Below are 16,927 nucleotides of genomic sequence, written 5' to 3'. Positions count from 1 at the left end.
TTTTGATAGCTAACACCTTATCTGATTCATATCAGTAGAAATATTGCTGCAGTGCGTCATAATCAGGTAATAGACTTTAGTTACCCTCTTCGAGATCCATAGATGCAAGGGGGAACTGGAATGTTACTTTTCGAAAACGACTCAGAGGTATCAATGGTTATCAAAGAGAAGCCACCGCTTCATGACCAATTAGAATTTTTTATTGAGCAAGCTGAAAAAGCTCGCCCAATTCGTACCGCAGTTGCCCACCCAGTGGATAGCAACAGCCTTATTGGTGCCGTTGAAGCTGCTGAGCACGACTTGATAGTCCCGATTCTGATTGGCCCGGAGATGAAAATCCGATCCGTGGCTGAAGAGCAGAACCTTGATATCAGTAACTTTGAACTGATCAACACTGAACATAGTCACGCAGCCGCTGAAGTTGCCTGTGAAGTCATTAAACGGGGTGAAGCTGAAGCATTGATGAAGGGGCACCTTGGAACTTCTGAGCTGTTACGTGCCGTAGTGCATAAAACAAAGGGGATCCGTACAGAGCGCAGGCTAAGCCATGTATTTGTCTTTGATATCCCTAATTATCACAAACCCTTAGTGATTACCGATGCAGCTATCAATATTGTGCCGGATCTTTACTGCAAAAAAGATATCACACAAAATGCGATCGATTTCTGCCGAGCGCTCGGTGTCGAAGTTCCGAAAGTTGCCATTCTGTCTGCAGTGGAAAAGGTAAAGCCCAATATTCAGAGTACGCTAGATGCGGCTGCACTTTGTAAAATGGCTGACCGCGAGCAGCTGACAGGCGGCTTAATTGATGGCCCCCTGGCATTTGATAATGCCATTTCAAAGCAAGCGGCTATCGACAAACATATTGTCTCTGATGTATCAGGTGACGCGGATATCCTCCTGGCGCCCGACCTTGAAGCGGCTAACATGATCGCAAAACAGCTCATGTATCTAGCCAATGCTAAATCCGCTGGTATCGCCCTGGGTGCTAAAGTCCCGATCATTCTAACCAGTCGTGCAGAAAAAACGCTAGGCCGTTTGGCCTCCTGCGCACTCGCCTCTCACATGGTTCATCATCAGCAGCGATAACTATGCAGACAATTCTCACGGTTAATGGTGGCTCATCAAGCCTTAAATGCGCTCTCTTTGAGCGCACTGATACTGACCTGATTCTGAGATACAGTTTTAAGCTCAGTAATATCTTAAACCAACCTCTTGTGAGGGTAATGGATTCAGATGGAAGCCTGTTATCGCAACAGGAGCCCGAGTTCGACCACCTACCGGCTGATCAACGCCATCAAGCCTGTCTGAACGTTATTCTTAACTGGCTTACTGATGAAGTGAGTGATAACCAGTTATGCGCGATCGGACACCGTGTTGTTCATGGCGGGTCTGCCTTCAGCGACCCGCAGATTATTGATGATAGCCTGTTGGCTGAGCTTGCCTCTTTTATCCCGCTCGCACCGCTCCACCAGCCTTATAATTTGAAACTTATTCATGCTTGCAGAGCACTGGCCCCAGAGCTACCTCAAGTTGCCTGCTTTGACACGATGTTTCATGCCAGCCAGACAGCCCTGGAACGTTATTACGCAATACCTAAGAAATATACCGCAGAAGGTGTCCACCGATATGGATTTCATGGGCTTTCATATGAGTTTATTCAACGTGAACTCTTAAAGCTAAACTCTGGAACCCTCAATACCATTGTCTGCCACTTAGGAGCAGGCGCGAGTATGTGTGCGATTAAAAAGGGCAGTTCGATCGCCTCGTCAATGGGATTTACTGCAGTTGATGGCCTCCCGATGGGAAGCCGGTGCGGTAATATTGACCCGGGAGTCCTGCTCTACCTGCAACGCCACCATCAGATGAGCACAGATGATCTTGAAACAATGATCTATAAACAGAGCGGCTGGTTGGGTGTCTCTGGGCTCAGTTCAGATATGCTTGAACTGCATCAATCCGAAGCCGATGAAGCAGATCAGGCAATAGAGATGTTCTGTTATCGGGCTGCGCTTGAAGCCGGCCGATTAAGTGCAGCACTGGAAGGGCTTGAACAGATAGTATTCACTGGAGGTGTCGGGGAGAATGATGCAGATGTACGGCAACGTATTCTGGACCGAATGCACTGGCTTGGAGTGAAATACGACAGTCAGGCCAACCTTGCAGCACTACCTGAAATTAGTACTGCACAATCGGCTGTTAAAGTACGTGTTATCCCCACCAATGAGGAAGCGATGATCGCACTTCATGTCGAAGAGTTGACATAACCAGCAGGATGAGGTCCCGCTAAAGTTGAGCCTCATCCTCCCTTTCGCTAACTAAACCAGGTCAGTTACCGTTTTTTGCGTAGCGTTTTCTTATCAGTTTTTTTCTTCTTTTTCTTTGTAGAAGCAGCCTTGCCTGAAGCTTTAAGTTTTTTAGGTCCTTTATAATGGCCGACCAGCCCTTCAATCAGTTTCCGCCGAAAACGAATCTTCAGATAACGCTCGATCGAAGACATCAGATTCCATTCTGCCGGATCAATCAGGGAAATTGCCTCTCCCTTCTCCCCGGCTCTCCCGGTACGACCGATTCGATGAAGATAGAGATCGCCTTTACGCGGCATCTCAAGATTAATCACCAGATCAACGCCTTCAACATCAAGACCACGTGATGCAAGATCGGTTGTGACCAGCACGTTGGTCGTGCCCTTTCGGAACCCCTCTATCGTCGCAAAACGTCCTTTTTGCTGAACATCCCCATGCAGCAAAGCTGCCCTGAATTTATGGTATCGGAGAAATCCATCTAAACGCCGTGCCTGCGTTTTACTGTTTGTAAACACAATCGCTTTATTAAAACTCTCATTCTGAAGAAGCCAGCAAAGCTGCTTATCTTTATGGCTCTGATCATCTGAGAGCACGATGGATTGTTTTATTTGCTCACCGCTATCCACCGCTTTGCCGACTCGAATCCATTCGGGCTCAACCAATATCGAATCTGCCATCTTCCGGACAGCTGAGGGGAGCGTGGCTGAGATTAGCAGTGTCTGCCGGGCTTGCGGGCATTCAACGATAATGTTTTCCAGACTTTCCTGAAAGCCGGTTTCCAACATTCGGTCAGCTTCATCAAGCACTAACAGATCAAGGCTATCTAATTCAATCGAGCGATTTTCCAGGTGAGGTAGTACACGGCCCGGCGTAGCCACAACTAAGTCGGCACGCTGCAGCTTTTTCTCCTGTTGCTTAAAATCCTGACCACCTACAATTGAAACAGCATCAAGCTCTAACCCTTGGGCTAACGCCTGAAACTGCTTCACAACCTGTTCCGCCAACTCTCGAACAGGGACCAAAACCAAAGCTTTGGGCTGACGTGAGGGAGACTTCCCTCTCGTCAGCTCCTGAATCAACGGTATCAGGTACGCTGCTGTTTTACCCGTGCCGGTAGGAGAACTCACCAACAGGTCCTGCCCCTCAAGCAATCGCGATACAGAGCGTGCCTGCACCTCTGTTGCTTCACTGTAGCCCAGTGATTTAAGGTTTTGTTCGAGTTGAGCGGCTAGCGCAATATCTTTAAACATGGAAGATCCAGAAATAAAGAAAGCGCTGAAGTCCCCTTCAACGCTTTACGGGAATTAAAAATCAGGCTTAACCGCGTTGGCGTACGGCTTCAAACAAACAGATCCCTGTCGCCACAGAAACATTCAGACTGCTAACTTCTCCGGCCATAGGTATTTTCACTAACTGATCACAATGCTCGCGTGTCAGTCGTCTCATTCCTTGTCCCTCGGCCCCCATGACCAGTGCCATTGGGCCTTTGAGGTTTGCCATATAGATATCCTGATCGGTCTCACCTGCGGTACCTGTAATCCAGACACCTCGCTCCTGCAGCTGTTTCAGTGTTCTGGCCAGATTTGTCACTAACACATAGGGGACGGCTTCAGCTGCCCCACAAGCCACCTTAGCTGCTGTAGCATTTAACGGTGCCGATTTATCCTTCGGTGCGATGACGGCCTGTACACCAGCAGCATCAGCAGTCCTCAGACATGCTCCCAAATTATGCGGGTCTGTTACGCCATCAAGAACGAGCAGAAACGCCTCCCCATCGAGGTTATCCAATAACTGTTCCAGTGATTTTTCATTATAGGTCTGTATCGGCTTGCAGAAAGCAACCACACCCTGATGAACACTCCCCTCCACCAGGGATTCAAGCTCTCGCTTACTAACCTGCTCAATCTGTATTTTGAGCCCCACCGCTGCTTCTATCAGGCGCTGCATACGTTCATCACGACGGCCTTTGAGAATTAAAATTCTCTGTATACGCTGGGCATCCCGTTTTAGGGCTGTACTGACCGCATGGATTCCGAATAGATGTTCATACTGCATTAGCGTACTCCTACCCAATCACCGGCCTGCTCCTGAACCAAACTGGCTAACAGTTCAATAAAGGCTGCTTCCGCATTAAGCGCCGGGATGTATTGATAAGTTTCTCCCCCTGCCTTGAGAAACAGATCTCGATTTTCGATAGCGATCTCCTCAAGGGTTTCCAGACAATCCGCAGAAAAAGCTGGGCAGGTAATCTGAACAGATTTCACACTTTTTCCAGGTAAGGCCTCCAGCGTTTTATCTGTATAAGGCTGCATCCATTCAGCCGGGCCAAAGCGGGATTGAAAAGTGGTCATCCACTGCGTATCTGCCAACCCCATTTTTTTGGCTACCAGTTCTGATGTTTGATGACACTGATCAGGATAAGGATCACCTTTGTCCGCATACTCTCTGGGGATACCATGATAGGAGAGGATTAGCTTATCAGCCCTACCCTCTTGCTCCTGATACCGACTAATCTGTTCAGCTAACGCGGAGATATAGTCAGGGTGATTATAATAGGAGTTTACAATTCGAATATCCAAAACCCTGCGCTGCTTCAGTTGAAACCGGGCAACCTGGTCATAGACGGGTGCCGTAGTCGTCGCTGAATACTGAGGGTACATTGGAACAACTAAAACCTTGGCATATCCACTCTCAGCCAGTTTCTGCAAACGCATTGTTAACCCGGGCTTGCCATATGTCATCGCTGAGAAGACATCTGGCGCCCTGCTGCCATAGCGTTGCTGTAGCGACAGGTGTAACTCTGCAACCTGCTTATCGAGTATTTTCCGCATCGGAGAATCATCTTCCCAGATACTGGCATAGGCTTTAGCTACTTTAGAGGGCCTCAGATTCAGGATAATGCCATTGAGAACTGACAACCACAGCAGACGTCTGAGCCCTTTACCCTCGACAACACGATCATCAGACAGGAACTCTTTCAGGTATCGGCGTACAGCTCCTGCTTCCGCTTTATCTGGAGTTCCCAGATTAACTAATACAACAGCGGCTTTCCCAGATTGGCTCATTCAGCAACATTCCTCTTCATTAAGAGCGTGATTATCCCGAAACTACGCACAAAAGCCCAGCAAGCAGACATAAAAAAACCGTACCCAATAGGGTACGGTTTTTATACGAATCCAGATCTGTCGCTTAAGCGTTTTCCAGACCTGCAAATACTGCATCGCGAATATCTTCGACAGAACCTACACCTGGAACATAGACGTAAGCAGGTGCAGCCGCTGCATCTTCTTCCGCCCAGCCTTTGTAGTATGTGATCAGAGGTGCAGTCTGATCATGGTAGACGTTCAAACGATCACGTACTGTATCTTCAGCATCATCAGCACGCTGAACCAGATCTTCACCAGTCACGTCATCTTTACCCTCAACCTTAGGTGGATTGAAGACAACATGGTAAGTACGACCAGAACCCGGATGTACACGACGACCCGCCATACGCTTAACGATCTCTTCATCTGCAACATCAATTTCAACTACAGCATCGATCTTAACGCCTGCATCTTTCAATGCATCAGCCTGTGGAATCGTACGAGGGAAACCATCAAACAGGAAACCATTTTCACAATCAGCTTCAGCAATACGCTCTTTAACCAGGCCGATGATAATCTCATCGGAAACCAGCTGACCTGCGTCCATAACTTCTTTGGCTTTCACGCCCAGTGGGGTACCCGCTTTCACTGCAGCACGCAGCATATCACCCGTAGAGATCTGGGGAATGCTGTATTTTTCTGTGATGTACTGTGCCTGAGTACCTTTACCTGCGCCTGGTGCGCCCAGAAGGATAATACGCATACAGGAGACTCCTAACTTAGTAAGTTTATAATTTTATAAATTGCTGCTTTCCCGATGCGTATCAGCTATCGAAAAAACGAAATTCTTGAATCAGAAAAAACGTTAATGCCGGACAATACCATGCCTCAGATGCCGAACAATTCGACATTAGGACTACCAGGGATCAACTAAAGGATGCGTTAACACGACTAGAGATCCCCGTAAAATTAACTTTATCCGCTCTACAACCTATACCTGTTGCCCACATCACTCCCTGATCTGTCATACAGAAGCTAAGGCCTCCGGTTCCACAGAGCAGCAATCGAGGTTACGTCATCTGCACCCCGACATTCAAGCAATAAATGTTGCATCGCAGTATCTGCCGATCAAGAACAGACCTAACCCGTATTCCTCATACCCGCGGAGATCCCCGCCATCGTAACCATCAAAGCCTGCTCCAGACGCTGATTAGGTTGATTACGGTCACGGTGCAACAGTTCCGCTTGTAAAAAGTGCAATGGATCAATATAGGGGTTACGGACATCGATCGATTGGCGAATAACCGGATTCCCTTCAAGTAATCCCGCCTGCCCTTTAATTTGATTGATCACATCTACAACCTCACCCAGCCGATTTCTCAAGCTGGAACCCAGTATACGCAGCTCCTGAGACACCAAACGCTCGTCATAGTAAGCCGAGATATTACGATCACTTTTAGCCAACACCATCTCGAGCATATCGATGGTTGAACGGAAAAAAGGCCACTGCTGATACATCTGCTTAACCAACTCCGCGCTGCTGTTATTCATAGCACTGTTCAACGCTTTATCGCTTCCAAGCCAGGCAGGCAGCATCAAACGAATCTGGGTCCAGGCAAAGATCCAGGGAATCGCCCGCAGGCTCTCTACACCTCCATCCTGACGTCGTTTTGCGGGGCGAGATCCCAGGGGAAGTTTTGCCAGCTCCTGCTCTGGCGTCGCCGCTCTGAAGTAGGGAACGAACATTGAGTCTTCACGCACTATGGCACGATACTCACTCAACCCCTGCTGTGCCATTGTCTCCATCTGTTCACGCCAAGCCTCTTCCGGCCCAGGGGCAGGATTAAGTGTTGCCTCAAGCACCGCACCAGTGCAAAGTTCCAGATTTCGGACTGCCAGATCAGGCATACCATATTTGAAGCGGATCATTTCGCCCTGCTCGGTCAGGCGCAAACTATGGTCCACAGACCCCGGAGGTTGAGCCAGAATAGCCGTATGACTTGGACCACCACCCCGGCCTACTGTACCGCCACGGCCATGAAATAGTGTGAGATGCACATTATGAGTCTGACACAGCTCAGTTAGTCCCTCCTGAGCCTTAAACTGTCCCCAGGCGGCTGCCAACTGGCCGGCATCTTTGGAGGAGTCAGAGTAACCGATCATGACCTCCTGATGCCCCTCTGTATAGGCTTTGTACCAATCAACCTTTAACAATGCATCGATACAATCACGCGCATTTTCCAGATCAGCGAGAGTCTCAAACAACGGCGCCACCCGCATATTGTGACCGATGCCCATCTCCCTTAGCAAAAGAATAACAGCGAGCACATCTGAAGGCTGGCTTGCCATCGAGATCACATAGGAACCTAAGGCACTTTTCTCTGCATTGGCAACCACTCGACAGGTATCGATCACCTCCTGAACTTCCGCGGACGGTGACCAGTCACTAGGTAGCAACGGCCGCCGGCTCTGCAACTCTTTCAGGAGAAAACTCTGTCGTCCCTCTTCACTCCATCCGTTATAGGAGCCCAATCCATAAAATTGAGAAAGCTCTTCAAACACCTGTGCATGACGATCTGAGCTCTGACGGATATCAAGCTTAACGAGAGTCAGGCCGAAACATGCGATGCGCCGAATAATATCTTCCAAGGCACTCTCAGCAATGATCTCCATACCACAAGCCTGCAAAGAGCGATAACAGAGCATCAGAGGCTCAAGCAACTCCTCATCACGCTGATAGAGCCCCTCACAGGAATGAGGTTGACCTGAAAGTTGACTAGCGACCCAGTTCTTAGTTGCCGCAAGCTTATCGCGCACCTCACCCAACAACTTACGATAGGGCTCAGCCGTATCACCCACTCTCTCTTTCAGTTCTTTGCTTGCACGGAACATGGACAGTTCTGCCCGCAAAGCATCGATATCGTTCAGGTAAAGATCTGCCGCCATCCACCTTGAGAGCAACAACACCTCTTCCGTCACTTTGGAGGTAACATTAGGGTTACCATCACGATCACCACCCATCCAGGAGGCAAATCGGATCGGGGAGGCATCCAGCGCCAACCGCTCACCCAGCGTTTCATTCAGCTGGGCATCAAGACGTCGGAGAAATTTGGGTACAGCGGTCCACAGCGAATTTTCAATAACAGCAAAGCCCCATTTGGCTTCATCTACAGGGGTTGGCCGCTGTTTGCGAATCTCATCGGTATGCCAGATTTGACGAATCAGTTCATCCAGACGAAGCTGGGCGCCTTCATCACCCTGATCCAAACGGCGCAAGCAATCCGCAATATCATCATATTTCTGAATCAGGGTCCGGCGATTCACTTCGGTAGGGTGGGCGGTGAGAACCAGATCAATCTGAGTATTATTCAACGCTTCAGAGATCTGCTTTGGAGAGAAACCTTTCTGTCGCAGCTGCGCAAAAAGGGTACAGAGCGAATCAGGTGTACAGACATCTGACACCTCCAGATGACGTCTAACCCGGTGATGTTCCTCGGCGATATTGGCGAGATTAAGGAATTGAGTAAACGCCCTTGAAAGCGGCAATACATCATCTTCACTCAGCTCATGCAAAGCCTGCAAAAGTTCTTCATAGGCTGGTTGCTCATCAGTGCGCCCCTCTTTCGCTAAATTACGCACCTTCTCAATCTTAGTGAAAAACTCATCACCAAGATCAGATTTAATCGTAGCTCCAAGGCTTGTGCCCAACATTCGAACATCATCGCGTAAAGCTTCGTGCAGATCGGTCATATATCCCTCCTGACGCTAAAAATTCGCATTCCGATGGAGTCGGCTACACCCGATGCTACCGTATAAAAAAGAAGAAAAACACCAGCCTTTCAGAGGATTAGGCTCTACTGGCAAAAGGTATTAGGGGATCTTACTTATCGGATTACGGTGCTGAAGATATAGCGTGCTGGAGGGCTTTAAGCTTCTCTTTAGCGAGCCATTCACTCTCGTAATGAATGATCTCATCGCCTCTGGAGCTATTGATAAGATGCAGCCTCAAACGAAAATTATCATCCTGATGCACATTGGCATCAAACTGCAGCTCCAGATCATTAATAGCAGAGAATGGATAGATACGGTATCCACTGGGTTCGATCACAGCTATCTGTTGTGCCGATCTATCAAGCAAAACGCGCGGCGTTCCTTTCAGGTCTAAATCAGTTTGAAACCCGGATGCATGTAGCTGCTTGATCTGTTGATCACTCTTTTGCCAATTCCAAAAACCAAAGGCAATAATGAGTACAAAAGCAAACAGGAACCAGTGTATCGACGACACGTTTAGAGTCCCTCTTTTTTGGCTTCATCCCAGAAACTATCGAGCTCGGCCAGAGAGAAGTCTGCCCAACCGCGCCCAGAAGCACGCACCCGATCTTCAACAAAGGAGAAACGACGCTCAAACTTACTGTTCGTCCCTCTCACCGCATTCTCTGGATTCACACCGAGGTGGCGTGCCAGATTTACCTGAGCGAAGATCATATCCCCCATCTCATCCGCTACAGCAGCTTTATCACCAGAACGGATAGCCTCCCGAAGTTCGGCAAGCTCCTCTTCCATTTTGTCCAGCACGGATTCGGTTTCGTGCCAATCAAACCCAACCTGTGCGGCTCTTTTCTGCAGTTTAGCGGCTCGGGATAACGCAGGTAGTGTCCGAGGGACATCATCAAGAACCCGAGCAGGTTCCCGAGACTCCTTGCCACCTCGCTCCTGCTGCTTGATCGCCTCCCAGTTTTGCTTAATTTCGGCATCGGACAGCAGTCCGTCAGAACGACGTGAATCTAAGCGACCTTCAGGAAAAACATGAGGATGGCGACGAATCAGCTTTTCTACCAGATTGGAGACGATGGTGGAGAAATCAAAACGCTGTTGTTCCGTTCCCAACTGGGCATAAAAAATCACCTGGAACAGGAGATCCCCTAGCTCATCATTCAGGTGATTCCAATCCTGCCTTTCAATAGCATCAGCAACTTCATAGGCCTCTTCCAGCGTATGTGGAACAATGCTCTGAAAGGTCTGTTTCTGATCCCATGGACAACCACCATCGGGATCGCGTAAACGTGACATCAGATAGAGCAGGTCATCAACGGTGTAGGGCTCTGACATGATGCTACCTTTAACCAAAATTAGTGAGTCACACCGTTACGTTGACGATGGACCTCCATTACGTTGGGCACCTGATTGATCTTATCCATAATCCGTCCCAGAAGATCCAGGCTGGAGATCTCAACCGTAAGTGTTAGACGAGCGATGTTATCTCGTTTGTCCGACAAAGTATTTGCCGCCACAATATTCAGATCTTCAGCCGCTACCAACAGCATGACATCACGCAACAGACCAGACCGGTCAAACGCTTCAATAAAGATATCTACAGGGTAAGTAGTCTCCCCTGAATCGCCCCAGTCAACCTCTATCACGCGCTCCGGTTCACGCTCCTGAAGCTGAATCATATTGGAGCAATCTTCGCGGTGCACTGAAACACCTCTCCCTTGGGTAATATAACCTGAGATCGGGTCACCCAGTACCGGTTTACAACAGGTTGCCATCGTTGTGAGTAGGTTACCGACACCTCGGATACGTAAGCCTTCAGCAGCTTCGTTCGAAGCCGCAGATGTACCAGACAACTCCAGATCCAGTTGTTCCTCAGGCTCTGCCAGCAACTGACGCTGAGCTGCATTAATAATCTGAGACAGTCGTAGATCGCCTGCACCCAATGCAGCGTAGAGATCTTCGGTATTTTTGTAGTTAACCTCTTCGCTGATTTTATTGAAATCTAACTCATCCAACTCGATCGCAAGACGCTTAAACTCTTTAACAACGATAGAACGGCCTGCCTCAGCATTCTGCTCTTTGGCCTGTAATTTAAACCAATGAGCAACCTTTGCCCGGGCACGCGGGGTCGTAACAAAACCTAAATTGGTATTCAGCCAGTCCCGACGAGGCTTCTCTTCGTTACCGGTCATGATCTCAACCTGATCACCGGTTTGTAATCGGCGGTTCAGAGGCACAATACGGCCATTGATTTTCGCGCCCCGACATCGATGACCGATCTCGGTATGGACTCGATAAGCAAAATCAACCGGAGTCGCACCTTTCGGCATATCAATGACATGGCCATCCGGTGTAAATATGTAGAGGCGATCCTGCACTACATCGCCACGTAGCATCTCCCCAAAACCTTCACTTTCACCAAGATCGTCATGCCACTCCAGAACCTGGCGTAACCAGGCGATCTTATCTTCATAGGCATCACTATTGGACTTCGTATCTGTCCCTTTATAAAGATGGTGCGCGCAAACCCCTAGCTCCGCCTCTTCATGCATATCAAAGGTACGGATCTGGATCTCCAATACTTTACCATCGGGGCCGAAGACAGCCGTATGTAGAGAGCGGTAACCGTTTGGTTTAGGTGAAGCAATATAATCATCAAATTCGTGCGGAATGTTGCGCCATAGGCTATGAACGATCCCAAGAACGGCATAACAGTCACGGCTTTGGGGTACCAGTATGCGTACCGCACGCACATCATATACCTGGCTGAACTCAATATTCTTCCGCTGCATTTTGCGCCAGATACTATAGATATGCTTGGCACGACCGTTCACTTCGCCATCAATATTTACATTGGAGAGCTCCGTCTCAAGCCGGTCCACAACCTGATCGATATACCCCTGACGATCGAGACGTTTCTCATCAAGCAGTTGAGCTATGTGTTTATAGTCATTCGGTTTCAGATAACGAAAGGAGAGATCTTCAAGTTCCCATTTGATGTGACCAATACCTAAACGGTGGGCAAGCGGTGCATAGATATCAAACACCTCTCTTGCAACCAGATAGCGCTTACGCCTTGATCCATCTTTAACACCACGGATTGCACAAGTCCGCTCAGCAATTTTGATGAGTGCGACCCTGACATCATCGATCATAGCCACCAGCATTTTTCGGATATTATCCATCTGCGTGGTGTCACTACCCAAAACACTCTCATCGATGCGGGGGTTTTTACGACTGCCGATTGCAGCCATCTGCAAGACACCCTGAATCAACTGGGCGATCGGCTTACCAAACTTTTTGCGTACCCTTTCAATCGGGAGTTTACGTTCGCGAACGACTCGATAGAGAATTGCGGCGATTAAGGATTCCTGATCCTGATGAAGGTCAGCAAGAATTTGGGCCATATCCAGCCCAGTACGGTAACTACTATGGGAGTTTTCAGCCCAAATATCTTCCTCTGTATCCGAGCTTTCCTGGGCCATTTTGGCCATCTCACAGGCTAGGCGAATCTGCTCAACATCATCAATGTCAGTCAGATCTTTTAGGTGTTCCAGCCATAATTCCAGATCAACCGTGCCATCATCTCGTATGGGTTGATCCTGACGCACCTTAACCATGTTCTATTACCACTCCCAGAAATTATTCTCACCTTGAATAGGCTTTTCTTATTGTTATCTGCTCAGGAGATATGGGCGTTCATCCATAATTTCAACCTTAACGGCTCCCCCACTGTCTCCCAAGGCGCATTATTCTATTCTTTCAGCATATAAATCGCGAGTAACTCTGCATTTTCAATGCCAAAACACAACACTTAGATATAAAAAAACCCCGACAGCAGTCAGGGCTTTTATCATATCTTCAAACGATTATTCAGCGCTGCTGAACACGCCGGTAGACAGATAGCGATCACCGCGATCACAAATAATACATACGATGACAGCATTATTTACCTGTGAGGCCAGGCGTAATGCACCCGCAACCGCGCCACCAGAGGAGACACCGCAGAAAATACCCTCCTCATGAGCTAATGCACGCATTGTGTCTTCAGCCTCCTCCTGGGTGATATCCAAAACCTGATCCACACGGTTTTCATCAAAGATTTTTGGCAGATACTCTTTAGGCCAGCGTCTGATACCAGGGATCTGAGCACCTTCGCTCGGTTGTAAGCCGACAATCTCTACCGCAGCATTTTGCTCTTTTAGGAAGCGGGAGGTCCCCATAATGGTGCCTGTCGTCCCCATTGAGCTAACAAAGTGAGTGACCTGACCTGCTGTTTGCTCCCAGATTTCAGGACCGGTCCCCTGATAGTGAGCCTCAGGATTATCCAGATTGGAGAACTGATCTAATACGATACCTTCACCACGCTCCTGCATCGCCAATGCGAGATCACGCGCCCCCTCCATGCCCTCCTCTTTGGTGACGGGAATTAACTCCGCACCATAGGCAGTCATAGAGGCCTTGCGCTCTTCACTGCTGTTATCAGGCATGATCAGTTTCATCTTATAGCCCTTAATCGCTGCAGCCATCGCCAGGGCAATCCCCGTATTGCCAGAGGTTGCTTCGATAAGCGTATCACCAGGCTTAATCTGACCACGATCTTCTGCACGCTGAATCATACTCAACGCTGGGCGGTCTTTAACTGAACCGGCCGGATTATTCCCTTCTAATTTACACAGAATGACATTGCCGTTGCCCTGACCTATACGCTGCAAACGCACCAGTGGCGTTTTGCCAACATAATCTTCAATGGTTGGGAAATAAGTGCTCATACGAAATTCACCATGTGGAAGGGAGAAACTAACAATTAGCTATAAAAAGGATAGCTTTTATACCCTATTAAATGACTCGGAATTTTACCGTTGGTTCAACTAAAGCACAAGAAAACTGCTTCTAAGAAACTCATGTGAAACAGCCACCGCAATTTTGTTCAATAAAAGCCCAACCTTATAGGCCATATTGCACTCATAACTATATGAAATGAGCGCCTTATGATGACTGTATTCCTCTCGATGTCCATATTTGCCCTGGTTGGCGCAATAACCCCAGGCCCCATTAATATCATTGCGACAAGCTCCGGTGCCTCATTTGGTTTTCTACGTACCGTACCACACGTCCTGGGGGCTACAGTTTCATACACATTGATTGTGTTTTTAGTGGGAATTGGACTGAATCAACTATTGCAAAATTCACCTGTATTCACGGAAAACCTGCGCTATCTGGGCAGCGCCTTTCTACTCTATATGGCTTATAAAATTGCAACCGCAAACAGCGATCCTGATAAACCAGAGTCTAATTCAAAACCGCCGAGCTTTATTGAAGGCGTATTGTGTCAGGGTTTAAATCCTAAAGCCTGGCTGGTTTCAATGTCAGGGGTCAGCGTTTTTGTACTCAGCCAGAACAGTGCACATTTTTATCTGCTGGCATATTGCCTGATCTCTTTTGTATTATGCTTTACCGGGGTTGCTACTTGGGCCGTGGCAGGTCATATAATCAAGCACTATCTTAAAAAACCCGGTCGCCAAAAACGCTTTAATCATATTATGGGCTTTCTGCTCTGCTTAACGGTTGTCTCAATTCTAATCAATGGATAGGAATAAACTATGGCGCAGGATAAAAGCATCTTTTTAGCCCGATGCCAGATGCTACCCTTTGTAGAGATAAAATCGGCTAGCCGCTCAGCCGCTTGTTATCACACCCATTCCCATGATGAGTTTTCCTTTGGAGTGATTGATACTGGCAGCGCGAACTATTGCAACCTGAGTCAGCGTAATCGTATTGGCACTGGAACAACCGTAACGATCAATCCAGGTGACGCCCACTCCTGTAACCCCGATCAGGGAGAATGGTCTTATCGCATGCTATTCGTCGATACCGGCTGGATTGGCAAACTTCAACAGGAGCTTTTTGGATGCAAGGGAATAGATTATCTGCCTTTTCCAAAGCTCTACGAAAAACAGGCCTTAAGCTTCCAGAACTTCGATAAACTTTACCAAGCATTACTCGCCCCCGATTCTACTTTGGAAGCGGAGACCTATCTGATCGAATTCCTAAAAAACCATTTCGCGAAAGGCTTAAAGCTATATAAAGAACAGAGAGACAATTTTCATATTCGCAGAGTACAGGAACTCATCATGGATCAGTTGGGGAGTAACTGGTCTCTTGAAAAATTTAGTGAAGAATCCGGCTTAAGCCGCTACCACCTTATTCGAAGTTTCAAAGACCGGTACGGTCAATCACCCCATGCCTATCAACTGGACCAGCGCATAAAAAAGGCTAAGTCGCTCCTGCAAGACGGGACCAGTCTGGCTGACACCGCGCTTCAACTTGGCTTTGCTGACCAAAGTCACTTTCAGCGTAATTTCAAAAAACGCGTTGCAGTGACACCCAAGCAATATCAATCTTTCTTTAACGCTTAACTTGCCAACGCTGTCACTATGTCAATCTCTCCTTCCAGTGTTTTATGCACGGGGCATCGATCTGCGATCGCTATCAGACGATCTCGCTGCTCATCCGTAAGATCTCCACTAAGGGTTATTTTCCTCAAAAATTGATCAACTTTGCCAGCACTCTCTTCACAACTGGAGCAGTCTTGTGCGTGGATTTTTGTATGGCTGACATCCACCTGAACATGTTCGAGTGGTATTTGTTTCTGTCGTGCATACATCCGTATCGTCATCGACGTACAAGCTCCGAGTCCAGCCGCAACTAACTGATATGGCGTTGGCCCAAGATAACTCCCACCATAGTTCGCCGGCTCATCCGCAATCAGGTGATGGCCCGCAACACTAATATCTTGAGTAAAGTTCTCTGCATCGGCTTCGCTCACACGAGTTATACCCTCCGGAGCATTCATCAATTTTGGCAATAAAGAGACGTTGATGTAACGCTGTGCCCAGGTAGAAATTAACTCAGCTGCATACTCTGCATCCTTCGGACTACTGAGCAGATGATCGGCATCATCAAGCGTCACAAAGCTTTTGGGATGTTTCGCCATCTGAAACAACCGAGCTGCATTCTCCAACTCAACTGTTTCATCCATAGGTGCATGCATCACCAACAACGCCTTTTTAAGTTGCGCAACACTCTGTTCTAATTTTATTTCAGCGATCTCATCAACAAAATTACGATTAATCTGAAATAGCCGTCCCCCCAAGTCAACCTCAGCTTTGCCCTCACTGCAGATAGTTTCAAGCGAATTCCCAAAATTATGCAACACATGTTCAGGAGAAGCCGGCGCACCGATGGTTACAACAGCTTTTGCCTCAGGAATCTGACGAGCAGCTACAAGCATGGCAGCCCCACCTAAGGAGTGACCAATCAGTAGTTGTGGAGCAGAATAGTGATCTCGCAGATACTCAGCTGCCTCATACAGGTCCAATACATTGGAGCTGAAACCGGTATTTGCAAATTCACCGCCTGAATGTCCCAATCCAGTAAAATCAAACCGCAATACAGCCACCCCAAGAGAGGCAAGCCGTTGTGAGATCCTTCGGGCAGCGGGTATGTCTTTAGAGCAGGTAAAACAGTGTGCAAAAAGAGCGAACGCAGCCGGCTTACCTGTTGGAAGGTCCAGCCTAGCTGCCAATACAGCCCCATCATGGCCAGTAAATTCTAAACGTTGAGTCCTCATCGACAATCTCCGGATTCAGCCAATTTATCGATTAAGTATCTTTGATCTATGCAGGATGCTCTATTTATAAAAATCTATTCACATCATTAATTAGATTTATACAGGGAAAAGGGTAAGCATTAATGCAA

At 48.0% G+C, this 16,927-nt stretch carries 14 protein-coding genes; 4 read left to right on the top strand and 10 right to left on the bottom strand.

What is annotated here, in order from left to right; all coding sequences use genetic code 11:
• The first annotated feature begins 120 nt into the window (after nt 1–120).
• Both Q0882_RS09275 and Q0882_RS09270 read left to right on the top strand, forming a co-directional pair.
• The gene (locus Q0882_RS09275; RefSeq protein ID WP_299180588.1) at nt 121–1,089 is read left to right on the top strand and encodes a bifunctional enoyl-CoA hydratase/phosphate acetyltransferase; all 969 of its coding nucleotides are present in this window, start codon (nt 121–123) and stop codon (nt 1,087–1,089) included.
• A 2-nt stretch (nt 1,090–1,091) separates the two neighbouring features.
• Nucleotides 1,092–2,267 (top strand): acetate/propionate family kinase, encoded by a 1,176-nt coding sequence (locus Q0882_RS09270; protein ID WP_299180585.1) that lies wholly within the window; start codon nt 1,092–1,094, stop codon nt 2,265–2,267.
• Between the two features lie 65 nt (nt 2,268–2,332).
• On the opposite strand, the gene Q0882_RS09265 is transcribed toward Q0882_RS09270, so the two are convergent.
• The 9 genes from Q0882_RS09265 to cysM all read right to left on the bottom strand — a co-directional run bounded on the left by Q0882_RS09265 (nt 2,333) and on the right by cysM (nt 13,938).
• Nucleotides 2,333–3,556, bottom strand: coding sequence for a DEAD/DEAH box helicase (locus Q0882_RS09265; RefSeq protein WP_299180582.1), 1,224 nt, complete (start codon nt 3,554–3,556; stop codon nt 2,333–2,335).
• Nucleotides 3,557–3,623: 67 nt separating this feature from the next.
• A complete protein-coding gene (gene rlmB / locus Q0882_RS09260; protein WP_299180579.1) occupies nt 3,624–4,361 on the bottom strand; it encodes a 23S rRNA (guanosine(2251)-2'-O)-methyltransferase RlmB in 738 nt (245 codons plus the stop codon).
• Complete coding sequence (hemH, locus tag Q0882_RS09255) at nt 4,361–5,371, bottom strand: ferrochelatase (RefSeq protein ID WP_299180577.1); 1,011 nt, start codon at nt 5,369–5,371, stop codon at nt 4,361–4,363. Before hemH ends, rlmB begins: the two co-directional genes overlap by 1 nt.
• Nucleotides 5,372–5,495: 124 nt before the next feature.
• Nucleotides 5,496–6,155 (bottom strand): adenylate kinase, encoded by a 660-nt coding sequence (gene adk, locus Q0882_RS09250; protein ID WP_299180575.1) that lies wholly within the window; start codon nt 6,153–6,155, stop codon nt 5,496–5,498.
• A gap of 377 nt (nt 6,156–6,532) precedes the next feature.
• Nucleotides 6,533–9,142, bottom strand: coding sequence for a phosphoenolpyruvate carboxylase (ppc, locus tag Q0882_RS09245; protein ID WP_299180573.1), 2,610 nt, complete (start codon nt 9,140–9,142; stop codon nt 6,533–6,535).
• Between the two features lie 142 nt (nt 9,143–9,284).
• Nucleotides 9,285–9,677, bottom strand: coding sequence for a hypothetical protein (locus Q0882_RS09240; protein ID WP_299180570.1), 393 nt, complete (start codon nt 9,675–9,677; stop codon nt 9,285–9,287).
• Nucleotides 9,678–9,679: 2 nt separating this feature from the next.
• Entirely contained in the window at nt 9,680–10,501 is an 822-nt protein-coding gene (gene mazG / locus Q0882_RS09235; protein ID WP_299180567.1) for a nucleoside triphosphate pyrophosphohydrolase, read from the bottom strand.
• A 20-nt stretch (nt 10,502–10,521) separates the two neighbouring features.
• Nucleotides 10,522–12,786 (bottom strand): GTP diphosphokinase, encoded by a 2,265-nt coding sequence (gene relA, locus Q0882_RS09230; RefSeq protein WP_299180564.1) that lies wholly within the window; start codon nt 12,784–12,786, stop codon nt 10,522–10,524.
• 249 nt (nt 12,787–13,035) lie between these two features.
• Nucleotides 13,036–13,938, bottom strand: coding sequence for a cysteine synthase CysM (gene cysM / locus Q0882_RS09225; RefSeq protein WP_299180562.1), 903 nt, complete (start codon nt 13,936–13,938; stop codon nt 13,036–13,038).
• Between the two features lie 219 nt (nt 13,939–14,157).
• On the opposite strand from cysM, the gene Q0882_RS09220 reads away from it, so the two are divergent.
• Entirely contained in the window at nt 14,158–14,760 is a 603-nt protein-coding gene (locus Q0882_RS09220) for a LysE family translocator (protein ID WP_299180560.1), read from the top strand.
• A gap of 9 nt (nt 14,761–14,769) precedes the next feature.
• On the top strand, nt 14,770–15,585 hold the full coding sequence (locus Q0882_RS09215) for an AraC family transcriptional regulator (protein ID WP_299180557.1): 816 nt from the start codon (nt 14,770–14,772) through the stop codon (nt 15,583–15,585).
• Here the strand turns inward: Q0882_RS09215 and Q0882_RS09210 are convergent.
• Entirely contained in the window at nt 15,582–16,799 is a 1,218-nt protein-coding gene (locus tag Q0882_RS09210) for a bifunctional alpha/beta hydrolase/OsmC family protein (RefSeq protein ID WP_299180554.1), read from the bottom strand. The genes Q0882_RS09215 and Q0882_RS09210 overlap by 4 nt on opposite strands.
• Nucleotides 16,800–16,927 lie beyond the last annotated feature (128 nt).

The sequence above is a fragment of the uncultured Neptuniibacter sp. genome, assembly GCF_947498015.1.
Lineage (GTDB): Bacteria > Pseudomonadota > Gammaproteobacteria > Pseudomonadales > Balneatricaceae > Neptuniibacter.
Note: the sequence above shows the minus strand (reverse complement) of the source record. Positions and strands in the feature narration are given on the sequence as shown.